The sequence below is a fragment of the Methanobrevibacter sp. genome (assembly GCF_045577275.1).
Classification (GTDB): Archaea; Methanobacteriota; Methanobacteria; order Methanobacteriales; family Methanobacteriaceae; genus Methanobrevibacter.
The window spans coordinates 1-15,452 of the sequence record NZ_JAZNIB010000231.1 but is presented as its reverse complement, the minus strand read 5'-3'; the positions used below and the strand labels follow the sequence as shown (position 1 = coordinate 15,452).

Annotated in this window: 18 protein-coding genes and 2 tRNA genes; 10 read left to right on the top strand and 10 right to left on the bottom strand. The window is 32.8% G+C overall.

Annotation, left to right across the window (positions count from 1 at the left end):
- Window positions 1–218 precede the first annotated feature (218 nt).
- From ACKI67_RS06605 to ACKI67_RS06595, 3 genes are all read left to right on the top strand, one after another.
- On the top strand, window positions 219–419 hold the full coding sequence (locus ACKI67_RS06605; protein WP_012956484.1) for a histone family protein: 201 nt from the start codon (window positions 219–221) through the stop codon (window positions 417–419).
- Between the two features lie 348 nt (window positions 420–767).
- Window positions 768–839, top strand: a tRNA-Val gene (locus ACKI67_RS06600).
- Window positions 840–842: 3 nt separating this feature from the next.
- Window positions 843–915: transfer RNA gene (locus ACKI67_RS06595), tRNA-Phe, on the top strand.
- Window positions 916–1,124: 209 nt separating this feature from the next.
- On the opposite strand, the gene deoC is transcribed toward ACKI67_RS06595, so the two are convergent.
- Window positions 1,125–1,850: a deoxyribose-phosphate aldolase gene (deoC, locus tag ACKI67_RS06590; protein ID WP_407462657.1), complete on the bottom strand. Its 726-nt coding sequence runs from the start codon at window positions 1,848–1,850 to the stop codon at window positions 1,125–1,127.
- A 260-nt stretch (window positions 1,851–2,110) separates the two neighbouring features.
- A complete protein-coding gene (locus ACKI67_RS06585) occupies window positions 2,111–3,817 on the bottom strand; it encodes a tRNA uridine(34) 5-carboxymethylaminomethyl modification radical SAM/GNAT enzyme Elp3 (protein ID WP_407462656.1) in 1,707 nt (568 codons plus the stop codon).
- A 291-nt stretch (window positions 3,818–4,108) separates the two neighbouring features.
- On the opposite strand from ACKI67_RS06585, the gene ACKI67_RS06580 reads away from it, so the two are divergent.
- The gene (locus ACKI67_RS06580) at window positions 4,109–4,480 is read left to right on the top strand and encodes a PRC-barrel domain-containing protein (RefSeq protein ID WP_407462655.1); all 372 of its coding nucleotides are present in this window, start codon (window positions 4,109–4,111) and stop codon (window positions 4,478–4,480) included.
- 104 nt (window positions 4,481–4,584) lie between these two features.
- A complete protein-coding gene (locus ACKI67_RS06575; RefSeq protein WP_407462654.1) occupies window positions 4,585–4,887 on the top strand; it encodes a DUF2098 domain-containing protein in 303 nt (100 codons plus the stop codon).
- 125 nt (window positions 4,888–5,012) lie between these two features.
- Here the strand turns inward: ACKI67_RS06575 and ACKI67_RS06570 are convergent, their stop codons facing one another.
- The 5 genes from ACKI67_RS06570 to ACKI67_RS06550 all read right to left on the bottom strand — a co-directional run bounded on the left by ACKI67_RS06570 (window position 5,013) and on the right by ACKI67_RS06550 (window position 10,574).
- On the bottom strand, window positions 5,013–7,091 hold the full coding sequence (locus ACKI67_RS06570) for a DEAD/DEAH box helicase (protein WP_407462660.1): 2,079 nt from the start codon (window positions 7,089–7,091) through the stop codon (window positions 5,013–5,015).
- A gap of 136 nt (window positions 7,092–7,227) precedes the next feature.
- Window positions 7,228–7,698 carry a cyclic pyranopterin monophosphate synthase MoaC gene (gene moaC / locus ACKI67_RS06565; protein WP_407462653.1) on the bottom strand — a complete coding sequence of 157 codons (471 nt, stop codon included), beginning with the start codon at window positions 7,696–7,698 and terminating at the stop codon, window positions 7,228–7,230.
- 220 nt (window positions 7,699–7,918) lie between these two features.
- A complete protein-coding gene (locus ACKI67_RS06560) occupies window positions 7,919–9,034 on the bottom strand; it encodes a glycosyltransferase family 4 protein (protein ID WP_407462651.1) in 1,116 nt (371 codons plus the stop codon).
- Window positions 9,035–9,322: 288 nt separating this feature from the next.
- Entirely contained in the window at window positions 9,323–9,574 is a 252-nt protein-coding gene (locus ACKI67_RS06555; protein ID WP_407462649.1) for an MJ0307 family thioredoxin, read from the bottom strand.
- A 148-nt stretch (window positions 9,575–9,722) separates the two neighbouring features.
- Window positions 9,723–10,574 (bottom strand): S49 family peptidase, encoded by an 852-nt coding sequence (locus tag ACKI67_RS06550; RefSeq protein ID WP_407462647.1) that lies wholly within the window; start codon window positions 10,572–10,574, stop codon window positions 9,723–9,725.
- 232 nt (window positions 10,575–10,806) lie between these two features.
- On the opposite strand from ACKI67_RS06550, the gene ACKI67_RS06545 reads away from it, so the two are divergent.
- The 3 genes from ACKI67_RS06545 (at window position 10,807) to ACKI67_RS06535 (ending at window position 13,081) form a co-directional block, all read left to right on the top strand.
- Window positions 10,807–11,715 (top strand): shikimate kinase, encoded by a 909-nt coding sequence (locus ACKI67_RS06545; protein ID WP_407462646.1) that lies wholly within the window; start codon window positions 10,807–10,809, stop codon window positions 11,713–11,715.
- 61 nt (window positions 11,716–11,776) lie between these two features.
- Window positions 11,777–12,400, top strand: coding sequence for a zinc ribbon domain-containing protein (locus tag ACKI67_RS06540; protein ID WP_407462645.1), 624 nt, complete (start codon window positions 11,777–11,779; stop codon window positions 12,398–12,400).
- 102 nt (window positions 12,401–12,502) lie between these two features.
- On the top strand, window positions 12,503–13,081 hold the full coding sequence (locus ACKI67_RS06535; RefSeq protein WP_407462644.1) for a tetratricopeptide repeat protein: 579 nt from the start codon (window positions 12,503–12,505) through the stop codon (window positions 13,079–13,081).
- A gap of 59 nt (window positions 13,082–13,140) precedes the next feature.
- On the opposite strand, the gene ACKI67_RS06530 is transcribed toward ACKI67_RS06535, so the two are convergent.
- From ACKI67_RS06530 to ACKI67_RS06520, 3 genes are read right to left on the bottom strand one after another with little or no spacing between them, the layout of a single operon-like run.
- Window positions 13,141–14,010 (bottom strand): SPL family radical SAM protein, encoded by an 870-nt coding sequence (locus ACKI67_RS06530; protein ID WP_407462642.1) that lies wholly within the window; start codon window positions 14,008–14,010, stop codon window positions 13,141–13,143.
- Window positions 14,011–14,048: 38 nt separating this feature from the next.
- Complete coding sequence (locus ACKI67_RS06525) at window positions 14,049–14,468, bottom strand: PIN domain-containing protein (RefSeq protein ID WP_407462641.1); 420 nt, start codon at window positions 14,466–14,468, stop codon at window positions 14,049–14,051.
- Window positions 14,461–14,694, bottom strand: a complete 234-nt coding sequence (locus ACKI67_RS06520; protein ID WP_407462640.1) for a hypothetical protein — start codon at window positions 14,692–14,694, stop codon at window positions 14,461–14,463. Before ACKI67_RS06520 ends, ACKI67_RS06525 begins: the two co-directional genes overlap by 8 nt.
- Window positions 14,695–14,909: 215 nt before the next feature.
- On the opposite strand from ACKI67_RS06520, the gene ACKI67_RS06515 reads away from it, so the two are divergent.
- Both ACKI67_RS06515 and ACKI67_RS06510 read left to right on the top strand, forming a co-directional pair.
- A complete protein-coding gene (locus tag ACKI67_RS06515) occupies window positions 14,910–15,233 on the top strand; it encodes a chorismate mutase (RefSeq protein WP_407462639.1) in 324 nt (107 codons plus the stop codon).
- A gap of 2 nt (window positions 15,234–15,235) precedes the next feature.
- A complete protein-coding gene (locus ACKI67_RS06510; protein WP_407462659.1) occupies window positions 15,236–15,433 on the top strand; it encodes a 30S ribosomal protein S17e in 198 nt (65 codons plus the stop codon).
- Window positions 15,434–15,452 lie beyond the last annotated feature (19 nt).

The following is a 15,452-nucleotide window of genomic DNA, read 5'->3' as shown; positions in this document are numbered from 1 at the left end:
GAGTTTTTAAAAGGTTTAATTTTTAAGAGTTCTAATGCTTTAAAATACCCATTTTTTATATAATTTTATCTATATTTTTTTAATAAGTTTTAATATTTCTTAATATCAAAAAATCTATATTTATGTTTCTAATTTTTAAATTATAAGTGATTTAATCCATTAAAAAAACAAAACATTTATATATTATGTATTATAAATTTTCAATTGGAGGTGAAAATATGAGTGAATTACCAATCGCACCTGTCGGTCGTATTTTAAAAAATGCTGGCGCACAAAGAATTAGTGATGATGCAAAAGTTGCATTAGCTGAAGCTCTTGAAGAAAAAGGTGACGAATTAGCTAAAAAAGCAGTTAATTTCGCACGCCACGCTGGTAGAAAAACCGTAAAAGCTGAAGATATCAAATTAGCAATCAAATAATTTCGTTATCTCTAGTTTTTAACTGTTAACTATTGGCCAAGATCTTTCATTGGCCAATTATTTTTTTTTCAATTTTTTATCTTGTTTTTAACTATTTTTATACTATTTTAGAGTATTTTTCACTAGATTTCCCTATTTTTTCTATTAATTTTCCATTAAGTTTATATGTAATTATTAACATAGTTTAATATGTCTATCATTTTAGAAGTTGAATTCTAGACCTCGGTTTTGATATAATTGGTTTTTAAAAAGAGTTATTTTTCATTGGAAATGTATGATTTAAATTCAAAAATATCTTGATTTAGAAACATTTATATATCATATTAAACATATTTTAATGAGTAAGAGGGACCGGTGGTCTAGGGGTATGATACCGCCTTGACATGGCGGTGATCACGAGTTCGAATCTCGTTCGGTCCATTTGCCGTAGTAGTTCAGTTGGGAGAACGCCAGACTGAAGATCTGGATGTCGCTGGTTCAAGTCCGGCCTACGGCACTTTTTTTATCTAAGATATTTTAGTTTTATTAATTACGAACTATTTTTTAAAAAACAATTTATTTTAATATTTAATGTCAAAATAGGCTAAAATAGGCTATAAATAAGTAAAATAAGTTAAAATAAGTTAAATAAAACTATAATAAAAATAAACTAAATAATAAAAAAGAAATAAAAAAAGAAAATTTAAATAAATTATTAAAATTTATTTAAATAAGTCTTGGTCCTGTTTTTTGATTTGGATCTGTTTTTTGATTATCAAGTACATGATTAAGTTGATCCATTATAATGTGTCCTGAGGAAGTTCCGATTTTAGTAACTCCTGCAGCCAATACATTATTTGCCAATTTGTAGTTGTCGATTCCACCAGCTGCCTTCATTTCAAGATGAGGTGCATTCTTTTTCATGATTCTTAAACTTTCCATCAAGGAATAGAAATGTTGTTTTCCATTGAATCCACTTGATGTTTTAACATAATCTGCTCCTCCTTCTTCACACATTCTGGAAGCTCCAGCCATTTCATCTTCGTTAAGAAGTGGGTTTTCGATAATTACTTTAAGAATATGGTCTCCGATTGCTTCTTTAACTGCTGCAATGTCATTTTTCACATATTCGAAGTCACGTTGTTTAATTGAAGGAATATTTGCCATCATGTCAATTTCATCTGCGCCATCTGCGATAGCAGCTTTAGCTTCAGCAACTTTTCCTTCAGTATTTCCTGCACCTAATGGGAAGTCAATAACAGTTACTACTTTCATGTCGGTGTCTTTCAATTCTTCTTTTGCTAATTTAACAAAGTGTGGTAAGACTACAACTGCATAAAAAGGATATTCTTTAGCTTTATTGAAAAATGCTTTCATTTCTTCAACAGTTGCAGTATTATCTAAATGGGTAAATTCAATAGCTTGTGCAAGTTTTTCAGCTTTATTGATCATTTAATTCATCTCCCTATTTTTAAAACGATATAATCTCCAATAAATATGATTTTTACAATTATTTCAATTATTTCAATTATTTCAATTATTTACAATTATTTGCAAAGATTTTATGAATATTAATTATCTAATATTCACAAATCAATATTAGTTTTATATGTATATAATAGTTAGTTTAACTTCAAACTATATAATACTTTTGTCTTGTTAGATTGTTTTGATTTTTTATGTTTTTTTAATAAAACAATGTTGAAAACTAATTATATTAATTTTTTAGCCATATAAGGACCTTTACGTTCATATCCAAATTTACGGTAATAGTTTCTGGCTCCAATACCGCTGATAATCAAAAGCTCCTCTTTGTTTTGGTCAATACTTATCTCTTCAGCACGTTTCAATAGCTTTTCACCAAATCCTGTGTGCTGGCCGATATTATTTCCCTTATGCCCAATCTTTATCATGTTTCCATAAACATGCAATTCACGAACGATTGCTGTCTTATCATCAATCTCTTCTCTATGAGCATCCTTTGATGGCATTCTCAATCTTAGGAATCCTGCAAGGCTTTCCTCATTCTTGTCTTCAATGGATAGGAAGTGCTCCTGTCCATTTGTAGCAATATAATCCTCTTCAAAGAGCTTATAATCATCAATGTTGTATTCTTCCTTGGTCTTCTTATGTCCGATTTCTCTGCATCTTATGCATTGGCAATTGATCTTTTCCTCTTCAAGACGGTTATATACAAGTTCACCAAGGTTTGATTTCTTCACTCCATCTTCAATCAAGGTTGAAGGTATATCCCTTTGGATTCTCATGGTCCTTACCCATTTCGGCAAGATCTTTTTGATTTGAACTATCAAATCAACAGCTTCCCCATCGCTATATGGCCTGTATTTTCCTTCTTTCCATAAGTCATGAAGTTCACTGCCGTCAGTTACAAGACAAGGATAAATCTTCAGCATATCCGGTTTGAAGTTTTCATTTGTGAAGATGGTTTTAAACATTTCCAAATCTTTCTCTGGACATTGTTCAGCTCTTGGCTCATCTCTTTCAAGAGGGAATAGTCCAGGCATCATGTGCATTGCCACCTTTACGCCGGAATCTCTTAAAATCCTATTTGCTTCAATCACATCCTCAACGGTGTGGCCTCTTTTGATCTTTTCATAGATATGATTATGGATGGTCTGGACTCCCAATTCAACACGAGTCACTCCCATGCTAAGCATCTTATCAACATGAGGCTCTTTGCAGTAGTCCGGACGTGTCTCAAAGGTCATTCCAATGCATCTGACCTTGGAGCTTTCATTCACTTTTTGAATATCATCTATCAGGACATAATCATTTGGAGGGTATGTCTTTAAGGCATTGTTGCTGTATGGAGGATATTTCAAAAGGTCCTCTTTAGTAAATGCTTCGACATCATCTATTTCCCGGATGTTTTCAAGTATCACTCCAAAATCGCTCATTGCTTTCAGGCATTGTGAAACAAACCATTCCTGATAGCAGATGTCCTTTGATGGGAATGTACCTCCCATAATGATTAGTTCAACCTTATCAATAGGGTGTCCTACCTTATGCAATTGCTTTAGACGATTGTAGCACTGAACATATGGATGGAATTTAAACATTCTGCCTCTAAGTGCTGCAGGTTCCTCTCCAGTATAGCTTGGAGGTGCGATATCACTTTCAGGACAATAATAGCATCTTCCATGTGGGCATTGGTGAGGATGGCACATCACAGCAACTATTGCCACTCCAGAGATGGTCCTTGTTGGTTTCTTTCTTAATAGGTTGGAAACGATTTTCTTCTCTTCAAGGCTAGCATGTTCCAAGATTACAGAATTGCTCATAAATTTCTTTAAGTTCCTATCTCTGCATAATTGCCTTTTTTCTACTTCAAGCTCACGTCGAGTAGTTATTTTCCCATTTATGATATCCTCTATGATGATTCGACATGCTTCTTCCATCAAGTTCACCTAATGATAATGTTGTTTAAGATTATGTTTTTTTAGTATTTTCATTATTAATTGATTTTTTAAATTACTTATTATATTTGTTTTTAAAATATTAAATTATTTCTTATATTATATAAATTTTATTTCTTATAAAAAATTTTTAGATAAGTTTATATAATTTTCTAATCATATTCATAATTAATTGAGATTATGTATTAAATATTTTTTAGTAAATAATTCTGTCATGAATTATGGATTTTGAATTGACATAATTTCATAAAAAATAATAATTGAGGTAATAAAATGAAAATTAAACAATTATTAGGTATGATGGCTTTAGATGCAAACGCAAATGAAGTTGGTAAAATCGATGATGCTGAATTTGATCCAGAAGAAGGAAAAATCAACGCTATAACCATTGTCCTTAAGAAAAACATTATTTCTTCCAACAAAATCGAAATTGACTTTGAAGATGTAAAAAGCATTGGAGATTACGTATTATTAAATAAGGAAATCAACAAAGAAGCTGCAATTGAAGAATCTAAGAAAGCAAAAGAAGAAGTAGCTGAAGAAGAAGTCGAAGAAGTTGAAGCTGAAATCGTTGATGAGGAAGAAGAAGTTGTTGAAGAGGCTGAAGAAGAAGTCGAAGAAACAGCTGATGTAAAAATAGAATAAATTTAAATTTATTTAATTAAATGCATTATCCAATTGTTTTTTTAAATAATTGATAATGCTAAATATTCTTCTTAGAGGAATTTCTTAAACTTGTTGGTGATAATATGAGTTTTTGTGATATTCGAGGAGAAACAATCGATGTCGGTGCTTTTATAAGATATACTGGTACTGGTACCATAAGCAAAGTTGTTGAATTGAAAGAGGAAGACAACGAACAATGGGTGAAATTAGATGAACCTGCCTTATGGTATGCAGCTGATTCTTTAGAAGTAGTTAATGAAAAAGACATCCTTAGTGTTGAAAGCCTTGATAAGGACACTCTTGAAAAGGTAAAAGACATTAAGGAAGGATATGATGAACTTAATGCAAACTTGAATGATATTCAAGGTTGTGAAGGTGGAGGATAATCCTCTGCTTTTTATTTCTTTTTTTAACTTTTTTTATTATTGATTTTTAGTTAATTTTAGCCTATTTTTTGACTTTTTTTAAATTATAATTAACTTTTTTTTTTAAAAAATAGTAAACAGATAATTTAAGAATTATCTGCGAAGTTTTTAATGCTTTGAGCTAATTTAGGACCTATTCCTTCAACCTTTTGAAGCTCTTTTTCTGAATATGGTCTTAAGTCATCGCCGAATACATCAACCAATGCTCTTGCACGACGTCTTCCTAAACGTTTCACACCAATTACAAGAGGTATGATGTCTTCCTTTACACCATAGTAGAGTCTTGCTGAGAGGAAATCCAAATCTTTTGAATACTGGTATTTTCCAAGAACTTCAAGTGTGTTTTTGGTAAATCTTACAAGCAATGATGCTTCATATGCAGAACGTCTAGTGGATGAGGAATAGACATGATATGCATTTTCTATTTGATACTCTGTTCTTTCATTGATCCATTCAATCAAAGAGACAGCTGTAGCTTCCGGATTGCCTATGTCAAGGGCAAAAAGACCATAGTTTGAAAGCATTTCACGAACAGGGTCTTTGGATTTTCTGCCTTTAAATGAGATTAAAGGCAAATCAGGAGTTTGAGCCAATTGGTAAATCAATTCTTCAGGATTGAATGTGTCAAGATGGTTTGCATATTCCTTGATTTTTACAGCTGTTTCTACACTATAGTTGGATCTTGCTATCAAATTACCGAATGCTGTTGTCTTCAAACCGCTTGGTGTTGCCTGCAATATCTGGTTGTGCAATAGGAATTCCAAAGCATTTTGGATTTCAAACTTCAATCCCTCTTCTGCAAAGAAACTCATTGATGAGTTGGTCATCTGATATCCATAAAAGGTCTTGTTGAAGAAATCCTGAAGGTCTTCTGGAGTCTTTGAGAGAGTTGATGCCACTTGTGCAATGATTTGCTTAAATACAGCATCCTTGTTTTCAATCAATTTTGAATTTGTAGGTTCCACTCGGCCGTTGACATAACGCTCTTCAAGGGTCATGGATTCTTCCATTGATTTTGCAACCAAATAGGAGTACCCCACATCATCATACTGTGGTCTTCCTGCCCTTCCTGACATCTGTTCATAATCAAAGACAGGAATTGCCTGAGGTCCTTGGGAAGTCCATCTGGTATAGTCTCTGATAACAACATATTTTGATGGCAAGTTAACCCCATACATTAAACTTGGAGTAGCTGCAATCATTAGAATATTTCCGTTTCTGAATTCCTCTTCGATAATTTCCTTTTGTTCACTGAACAATCCTGCATGGTGGAAAACAGCTCCGTTTTCACAACTTTCAGCTAATTTAAGGCAGGTTGAAGTTGGCCTTGATCCCTTTTTCTCAGGAACCGCAAGCAACTTGTCCGCAACTTCCTTGAAACGTTGCTTTTGCTCTGCAGTGGTTTTCCTTTTCAGTTTTCCAGCAACATAGCTTGCCAAACTTTCTGTAAATCTTCTTGTTGAAACAAAGCTTAATGCTTGTGAATCGTCTTCTAATGCCTTTTCCAAGACCTTTACAACTACATCGTTCTTATTTTTGGTATTGAACATTTCAGTATCCAACACATCCTTATGAAGTGGAACTGGCCTGTAGTCATGCTCTACAACAGTTGCATCCAGCCAGGTCTCTATCTCTTCCATATTCTCAAGTGTAGCGGATAATGCAATGATTCTTAATCCTGGATTGATAATCTTAGCCCTTGTGATTGCACATTCTATTGTTGGGCCTCTTGAAAATTCGCCGATCATATGGAATTCATCGATGATTAATGTATCGACTTCCCTAAGTGCATCCCAAGAAAATCTGGTGAGTGCATCAAATGATTCAAAGACCATAACTGATAAGTCTGAAGAGGATGGGTGTTTTCCTACCTTAATTCCAAATTCCTCAAATTTCTTGAATTCCTTCACTTTTTCATTTTGAATTGAAAGAAGAGGTGCAGCATAAACCGCTTTTCCCCCATCTAAAATGGATTTGAGTGCTGCCATTATCCCCAATACGGTTTTCCCACTGGCGGTAGGAATAGCTATGACACAATTCTTGTTGTTTTCAAGGTATCCTGATTCTATAACTGCCTTTTGGGCAGGATTAAAATCTTCAATGTAGGGATAGCAGCTATTGATTATTGTCTTTATGTTTTCTGGGATGTTTTCCATAGTAATCAGTCAATAAATTTTATAATTCTTAGATGTATAACTCTTAAAATCGTATATTCTTAAAATTGTATAATTTTCAAATTTTATAATATTATTTGTTTTTAATATAAAATCTCACTTATCATAGAGCATTTGATGAGTTTTTTTAGATTTTCTCTTTTTTAAGCACTACAATGTCAGAAATCTTAGTGTCTGGGTATTGGCCGTCTTCATCCTTTTCAACCGCTTTTGTCATGTCCCAAATTGTTAGGAGAGCTACACTGACTCCTGTAATCGCTTCCATTTCAACACCGGTTTGTCCGGTTAATCTGCACTGGCATGTCGCAGTGATTTCAGTTTCTCCAACATCAAACTCTATTTCAATTCCACTAAGATTCAATGGATGGCAGAGCGGGATAATGTCTGATGTCTTTTTAACAGCCTGGATTCCAGCTATTTGAGCAGTTGTCAATACATTTCCCTTTTTGATTTCTGCATTTTTAATCATATCAATTGTCTCTTTTTGAAGATGGATCTTTCCACTTGCCTTTGCAGTTCTTCTTTGCTGTGGCTTTTCTCCAACTTCCACCATATGCACACCAGTTTCAGTTAAGTGTGTAAATTCCTTTTCTCCCATATAATAACCTCTTTCTTAATTCAATGAAAAGTATAATAATATTTTTTAAACTTTTTTTTTTTAAAATTGATTTTTTATATTTATTTCTATTTTTAGTTTATTTTTTATAATTAATAACTCTTATCGAAAATTTGATTATAATTTCGCTAATTAATTATTATTTTTTAATTTAAATCCAAATTATTCATTCAAATCAATTTTCCAATGATTTCATGACATTTCAATTCAGTTCATCATAAGGCAATTTGGTTTCTGCAAAGTCTTTTGCACGGTTCCTTGCATTTGATTTGAATTTCTCCATCAATTCCTCATCACCTAATATCCTATCAATTGCATTAGCCAAATCCTTGCTGTCATTTGGATCAATCAATAAACCTACATCCTCTGTAATGATTTCCTTGATTCCACCTACATTACTTCCAATCACAGGTTTACCACAAGCCAATGCCTCAATCAGCACAAGACCGAAACTTTCTGTAAATGAAGGAAGGACAAGCAAATCGCAGCTTGGGTAGATGTCCTCAACATCCATTCTTGAACCTATGAAGTAGACATTGTCAAGATTTCCATCAAAGTATTCCTTCTCAGCCTTTTCCTTCAATTGATTCAAGAGAGGGCCATCACCAACAATGACAAGATTGGCTTTGGTGTCCATCTGTTTCTTAGCTTCAAGGAGCAAGTCAACATTCTTTCTTTTAATTATATTTCCGACAAATAAAATGATAGGTTTGTCTGCAGCTATGTTGAATTCTTGAGCCAACTCTTTTCTAAATTTACTTTGGTTCTCTTTTGTAGTTTTAAACTTGCCTATATCTACACTATTCCAGTGCAATCTTGTCTTTTCTTCAATTTTTGGAATTTTTGTGTTGATGATTTCATCTTTCAGTGCTTTGCTCACTGCAAGAACCACATCAGCATCATTCAATACTTTTTTAATAAGAGGTCGTGTATAGGATTGCTTTTTATACATTTCAAACATGTCTGATCCATGTGCAGTCACATAGGTTTTTGTTCCAGTTGATTTGCCTGCTTTAACCGCTGCCCATCCTGCAGGGAACAGGTAGTGGCCGTGGATTATATCAATGTTTTCCCTTTCTATCAGTTTTTTAAGTTCCTTTTTGGCATTGATTGCAAACAGCATGCCTCTAAGGCCTGGAATGTTAATTCCTTTTGTGCCGATTACATGGATTCCATCAATATCCTTAATGTCCTTGTGAGGATAGGTTATCACATAGACTTCATGGCCTTGCTTGATCAATTCCTTTGATAGGCTGTGTATATGAACTCCAACTCCTCCAATATGTGGTGGAAACTGTCCAACCATTGCAATTTTCATGTTTTTACCTCTTATAAAAAGTTTTCATTGATTTAAATTTGAATATTTTAAATCGTGATTTATTTTATTTCTATAAAAATTATTTTTTAGTATAATTTTTAGTATAATTTTTAGTATAATATTATAATATATCTGATTAATTCTATTTATTTTTATTTTAAAATAGTGTTTCGTTGCATAAAAATTAATCGGAAAGTAGTTAAAAATAGAATGTTTAAAAATAGTTAAAAGTTTGAAAATAAAATTTTTAAAAAAAAAGAAAAATGTATTAGAAAATTGTAAAAACAATTATTCTAATCTTTCTAATAATTCTTCAAGAGTTGGAGCACCAATAAATGCTAATGAATTGTTGATTGCAATTGCAGGTACTGCATGAACTCCATAGTCAATAGCTAAATCTCTGTTAGCAGGATCAGCAATACTGAGGATTTGTACGTCCATTTCGTCTCCTAATTTCGCTTTTGCTTCTTCAACAACTTTTACTGCACCTGGGCAGTGTGGGCAAGTTGGTGAGGTAAATACTTCTACTTTGTATGCCATTTTATCACCTTTGATTTTTTATTCAATGAATTTTGTAGTTTTTATAAATTTATTATTATATTATTGTTCGTTGATATATAAATATTCCTATTTAAAAAAATTTATAAGATTTTGATTAATGAATTTTAAGATAAGCCATATGCCTATTTTATCCTAGAATTTTACTTAAGTCATAGTTGAATAAATTATTTTCTCCTAAAGTTTCAGTTAGGCTTTTTTTAGCTTTTGGATAACTGGATGTGGTATAATTTGTTGCATTTCCTTTTGATGCAGCTATTTTGATAGCCTTATTCTTAGTTCCAATCTTATCAATAAGTCCTAAGTTTTTAGCTTCATTTCCATTGTATCTTTTTCCAAATGCCAATTTTGCAACATAATTTGGTTCCAAGTCTCTGTTTTCAGCTATTTTCTTAATGAATTGGGTATAATCCTGATCAATCATCTTTTGACCGTTTGCAAGATTGTCTGGGTCTGTATTATTGGATTTTTTCAATTTGAGATACTCCTCATTATACACTCCAGTAAGCTTTTCTTTAGAGTATTTTCCACTATCAATAAAGCTAAGGCCGATTCCTCCAATTGATGAGGATGGGCTTGCAACAATGGAATCTGCACTTGTGGCAATCAGATAGCTTTCATCCAATCCCTTATCTCCAATGTATGCAATAACAGGTTTAGGTGAATTCTTGATGTCTTCAACTATTTCTGAACATGCCGCTTGGCTTCCACCTTTACTGTTTATATCCAAGACAATTGCCTTTACATTAGGGTTGGAATTTGCTTCATTTAGCGCATTCTCTATTTGGCTTGCACTTGTAAATGCATTAGTTGAGTTGGATGAATCGTATGTAACAGTTCCACCAATGCTTATCACTGCTATTTCATCCTGTTCCATCGCTAAATTGCCGAATGGTAAAATAAGAATTAAAAGCAACACTATAGCTAATATAATAAATGCGCCTATTCCTACATTAAGCCATTTTGAATTATTTTCACTCATAGTATCACTCTTGTTTTTTTTATTAATCATGATTCGAATTGTCTATGAATATTTTATATAAATATTCACTTTCATTTTTAAAAATTATTGTATTATAATATATTTACTTACATTAATATAAAGTTTATTTTTTTAAAAAAATCATATGATACTTTCATTGATTTACATTAAATATATATCATTTGATTTTAAGATTAATATATAGATTTATTAAAGATAATTAGGTGATTTTTTGACTAAAACAGTATTTTCTCCAGGTTCTGCAACAATAATCAATGCTATTTCAACAGGTTTCGGTTCTGCATTCGGTATAGGCTTAGGTATTGAGGCGGAGGCTAAGTTTTCTGATGTGGGTGTCAACTGCTCATCAGATATAGGGGCTGACCCTCATTTGATGAACTTATGTGTGGAACAGGTTTTAGACCATTATAAGATAGGAAGTGCATTGGATTTCGATGATATCATACCTAGCTTGGATTTTGGAAATGGGCAGGGAATTGAAGTCAATACAAAATCCAATTTGCCTTTAGGTTCAGGTCTTTCTTCAAGCAGCGCTTTATCCAATGCGGTTGTCATGGCAACTGCTGCATTGGTTGCAAGCGAGTTCTGCCTTGAGCCATTGACAGATCTGGAAATGATAAACATGGGTATTGATGCATCCCTTGAAGCAGGAGTTACTATTACAGGCGCTTTTGATGATGCTTCAGCATCTTTCTTTGGAGGATTAACAATTACAGACAATGGCAATAGGGAGATTTTGCATCAGGAAAGAATGCCTGATTATGATGTTTTGGTATTTATGCCGGATAAGGAATCCCTAAGTGGTTCTTCTGATGTTGATAGAATGAAATTGGTTGCTCCATTTGTAAGCATGGCCTTTAACAAGGCTCTTGATGGAGATTTTCTAGAAGCTTTGACATTAAATGGACTATTGTATGGTAATGTTTTAGGATTTGACAATAACATTGCCCTTGATGCACTTGAGAAAGGAGCACTTGCTTCTGGATTGTCTGGAACCGGGTCTTCATTTGTAGCTATTGTTGATGAAAGTTCAATTGATGGTGTTAAGGAAGCTTGGGCATCATATGATGGCAGAGTCATTGAAACAAGTGTGGACAATAGGGGAACAAGGATTATTTAATTTAGTAAATCTAGATATTTGTTGCAATTTATTGTTGGTTTTTAGATTATAAGGTGACATAATGAGGTTTTGTTTTAACTGTGGAACCAAGCTTTTAGAGGAGAATCAGAAGTTCTGCATTAAGTGCGGAACTAAATTGAAAGAGGATCTTTCTGATTTGGAGTCTGGAAATACTGATGATGATCCTCAAATCACTAATTATTATGATTATTTTGATAATGCTGCCGATGATGATTTAATCAAGAGTGAAAGCAGAGGGAACGTAAATATTTTATTAAATGCCGTCGATATGGAAAACAATACTTTCTTGAAAGTAGAAGAAGGCTTTGATGATAATGATATGGACAGGGTATTTACTCATTTGAAGGCCAAGGCCCATGCGCATGATGAATATCAAAAACGTTTGATTTATGAGGAAAATAAAAAGAGGAAAGAATATGGCAGTTACGACCATGACGACGAATGGCAGCGCATTCTAGATGCTGAAGACTCTGAAGACAGAGAGCCTATTTGGGTCATGGATTTCAAGAATGCTCCAAGACATCCTTTTGCCCTACATGAGATTTACAGTCAAGGAAATTTAGTTTTAAAGTCTGCTATTGGAACTGATGAGCATGATCAATGGCTAAAAAGAAAACGGGAACGTGAAGAGTTGAAAAAAAGACTGAGGGAATATGAAGAGTGAGAGAAAGAGAAAGCTAATATGTGATTGAAAAAAATTGGAATTAAGATTTGAAAAAGAGACAATTTGAGGGGGAATATTAATTTTTTTGCTTGAGGGGATATTGTGGAAAATGAGTTGGATGAAGTGCTGGAAAAGATTGACAATCTGATTGGTAGCTGCCGTTATATGGACTGCATGGTGTTTTTCGAAAAATCCTTGAAAAAATATCCTGAAGGTATTAACTTACACGAATCCGAAAAAATCGATGATTTCAATTTGGCAATAAACAATAAGGTTTCATCAGGATATAGGAATGCCTTGAAAACAGATTCCAACAATCCAGTGCTTCTGGCATGTATGGCACATTTCTATCTGAGGATTGCTGAATATGTTAAGGCCCTTATGCTAATTAATAGGGCTTTGGAAATAGATGAAGGATACATGTTTGCATTGCTTAACAAAGCTCAAATACTGCATCAAATGGGGCGATATGAGGATGCGGTTGACGTCTGCTATAGGATGCTGAACATTGACAGCAAATATGCTTCTGCTTTGGTAGAAACAGCTTCAATCTCCTATGATTTGAAGGATTATGACATGGCCTTTAAGTTAATTGATAAAGCCTTGAGGATTGAGCCTCACAATAAGGATGCAATTGATGCAAGAAATGAATTTCTACATAATCTGGATGATTTAGTTTAGTTCTTTAAATTATATATTGGCAAATTTTTATCTAATTTTGCTATTTTTTTATCTATTTTTTAAAATAAAGTGGTCTGCTTGGTTTTATCTCTACTTGGAAACTCATGCAGGTATTCGAATATTTCATCTGGATTGTTCATTATATTGTTTTCATTTGTTCTTTTATAGAAGATCTTCATTAGTTCCTTTTGATTTGGACTAGCTATTCCATAGCTCTCTCCATAAGTCTTGATGTACTTTTCCTTAAGTCCAGGGAAATGCTTGTCTAACTTGTTATAGAAATATTCTCTGTTTCCTTCCCTTAAGGTCATTCCCATTCCAAAGCAGATTATTCCTTTTACATTTGATTCTATGCAATAGTCAAGTATTCCATTTATGTTTTCTTTTGTATCGTTAATGAATGGGAGAATCGGGCATAGCCAAACGATTGTAGGTATGTCATGTTTATCTAGAATTTTCAGTACTTTCACTCTTTCCTTTGTAGTGCATACGTTAGGTTCAAGAATCTTGCACAAGTCCTCATCGTATGTTGTCAATGTCATCTGAATGACTACCTTTGCCTTTTCATTGATCTCTTTAAGCAAATCCAAGTCCCTGAGCACTAGATTGGATTTTGTGATGCAAGTAAATCCATGACCGTACTTGTTGATGAGCTCCAATGATTCCCTAACGCTTTGCATCTTCTTTTCAAGAGGTATGTATGGGTCTGTCATAGATCCTGTTCCAATCATGACCTTTTCCTTTTTATTCCTTAGGGCTTTCTTAAGGAGTTCTGTTGCATTTTCTTTCACTTCAATGTCCTCAAATGCATGGTTCATATTGTAGACTTTGCTTCTTGAGTCGCAGTAGATGCAGCCATGAGTGCAACCTCTGTATAGGTTCATTCCGTTCTTGTTGGACAGGATGCCTTTAGCGTTAACGTAATGCATGATTTCACTTTTTTATTATTCTTAAAATGAGAAAAATGTCAATTCAAATCAAATAAATCTATCTCTTCAAATTGGTTAAAGAATTTATCTAATGATACCACTTGATCCATTTCAAAGTTATTTGCTATAACAATGCTTGAACAGTCAATAAAACTTGCTCTATATGTGTCTCCATTATATTTTTTAAATAATGTAAACACTCTATCATTAAATCTTTCGATTTCATATTCATTTAAAATAATGAAATTGTCAGTTAGAAAATAATATGCCTTTTTTGCCAATTCAATGCTCTTTGTTTTTAGCATAATGACTGTTGTAATTTCTTGAAGTATCCCATTGCTGATATAACATTCATTTTCAAATAAAATTTCCTTGTTCCTTTCAATTATCTCTCTGTTTGTATCATTTCTCTTGAATATTGGGATGATGAATGAACTATCAATAAATAATTTAGCCATTATAAACCAACTCATCTACGTTCCAATCCTCACCATCATCATCAATCATTCCAAACACATCATCAAAGCTTACTTTTTGTCTAGGAGTTATTATAATTGAATTTCCTTTTATATCCCATTCGAATATTGTTTCTTTGTCTATTTTGAAATGATTGAACTTTTCTTTTATTATTTTAGGCAAATGAAGCTCATCATTGCCGTATAATTTGCTGCTTGCAAGGCTCATAATAATCACATCTTTTTAGTTTTTTCTGAATATTTTTATATAATCCGAATTATATAAAATTATCTGATTTTTAATTTTTTTAAACATCTGAAATAATAAGAATTTAAATTTTATGCTTATCACCAAATTTGAAAGATTCTCTTAATTTCAATAAGCATGTTTATATAAGATGAACTATAAAGTATATTTATTATCAAAACTATGGAGTAATTTTTGTGGATGAAAAAGAAATAATGAGTCTGTTTGAAAAGGAAGAAGACGCTCAAAATGTTCTTGAAAAGTCTAGAAAAAGAATCGATGAAATTGATAATGATTTAGTTAACTTAATAAGTGAAAGAACTTCACTTGCTAGGGATATTGTTTTGGCTAAAGTTTTTTTAGGCATGGAAATTCAGGATAAGTCAAGAGAAGCTCAAGTTCATGCCAAAGTAAATAAATTAGCTGAAGACTTGAAAATTGATAAAGATATTCTTAGCGATATTATGGACATGCTAACAACTTTAAGTAAAAATCGACAAAAAGAAATATTGGAGGAATGATTATGGGAAATATTAGAACCTCATTTGTAAAACGTATATCAAAAGAATTAATCGAAACTCACCAAGGCAAATTTACTACCGACTTTGAAGAAAACAAAAAATTAGTAGCAGAATACTCTACTGTAAGTACTAAACATTTAAGAAATAAAATCGCAGGATATGTTACAAGGCTTGTCAGGTTAGAACAAACCAGAGATTAAGCTTTTTTCATATTTTTTT

Excerpts from the sequence above, each read along its gene's own strand:
- ACKI67_RS06540 (WP_407462645.1), top strand. The coding sequence starts at position 11,777 with ATGAGGTTTTGTTTTAACTGTGGAACCAAGCTTTTAGAGGAGAATCAG.
- ACKI67_RS06530 (WP_407462642.1), bottom strand. The coding sequence starts at position 14,010 with ATGCATTACGTTAACGCTAAAGGCATCCTGTCCAACAAGAACGGAATG.
- ACKI67_RS06550 (WP_407462647.1), bottom strand. The coding sequence starts at position 10,574 with ATGAGTGAAAATAATTCAAAATGGCTTAATGTAGGAATAGGCGCATTT.
- ACKI67_RS06605 (WP_012956484.1), top strand. The coding sequence starts at position 219 with ATGAGTGAATTACCAATCGCACCTGTCGGTCGTATTTTAAAAAATGCT.
- ACKI67_RS06585 (WP_407462656.1), bottom strand. The coding sequence starts at position 3,817 with ATGGAAGAAGCATGTCGAATCATCATAGAGGATATCATAAATGGGAAA.
- moaC (WP_407462653.1), bottom strand. The coding sequence starts at position 7,698 with ATGGGAGAAAAGGAATTTACACACTTAACTGAAACTGGTGTGCATATG.
- ACKI67_RS06575 (WP_407462654.1), top strand. The coding sequence starts at position 4,585 with ATGAGTTTTTGTGATATTCGAGGAGAAACAATCGATGTCGGTGCTTTT.
- ACKI67_RS06560 (WP_407462651.1), bottom strand. The coding sequence starts at position 9,034 with ATGAAAATTGCAATGGTTGGACAGTTTCCACCACATATTGGAGGAGTT.
- ACKI67_RS06525 (WP_407462641.1), bottom strand. The coding sequence starts at position 14,468 with ATGGCTAAATTATTTATTGATAGTTCATTCATCATCCCAATATTCAAG.
- ACKI67_RS06520 (WP_407462640.1), bottom strand. The coding sequence starts at position 14,694 with ATGAGCCTTGCAAGCAGCAAATTATACGGCAATGATGAGCTTCATTTG.
- deoC (WP_407462657.1), bottom strand. The coding sequence starts at position 1,850 with ATGATCAATAAAGCTGAAAAACTTGCACAAGCTATTGAATTTACCCAT.
- ACKI67_RS06555 (WP_407462649.1), bottom strand. The coding sequence starts at position 9,574 with ATGGCATACAAAGTAGAAGTATTTACCTCACCAACTTGCCCACACTGC.
- ACKI67_RS06510 (WP_407462659.1), top strand. The coding sequence starts at position 15,236 with ATGGGAAATATTAGAACCTCATTTGTAAAACGTATATCAAAAGAATTA.
- ACKI67_RS06580 (WP_407462655.1), top strand. The coding sequence starts at position 4,109 with ATGAAAATTAAACAATTATTAGGTATGATGGCTTTAGATGCAAACGCA.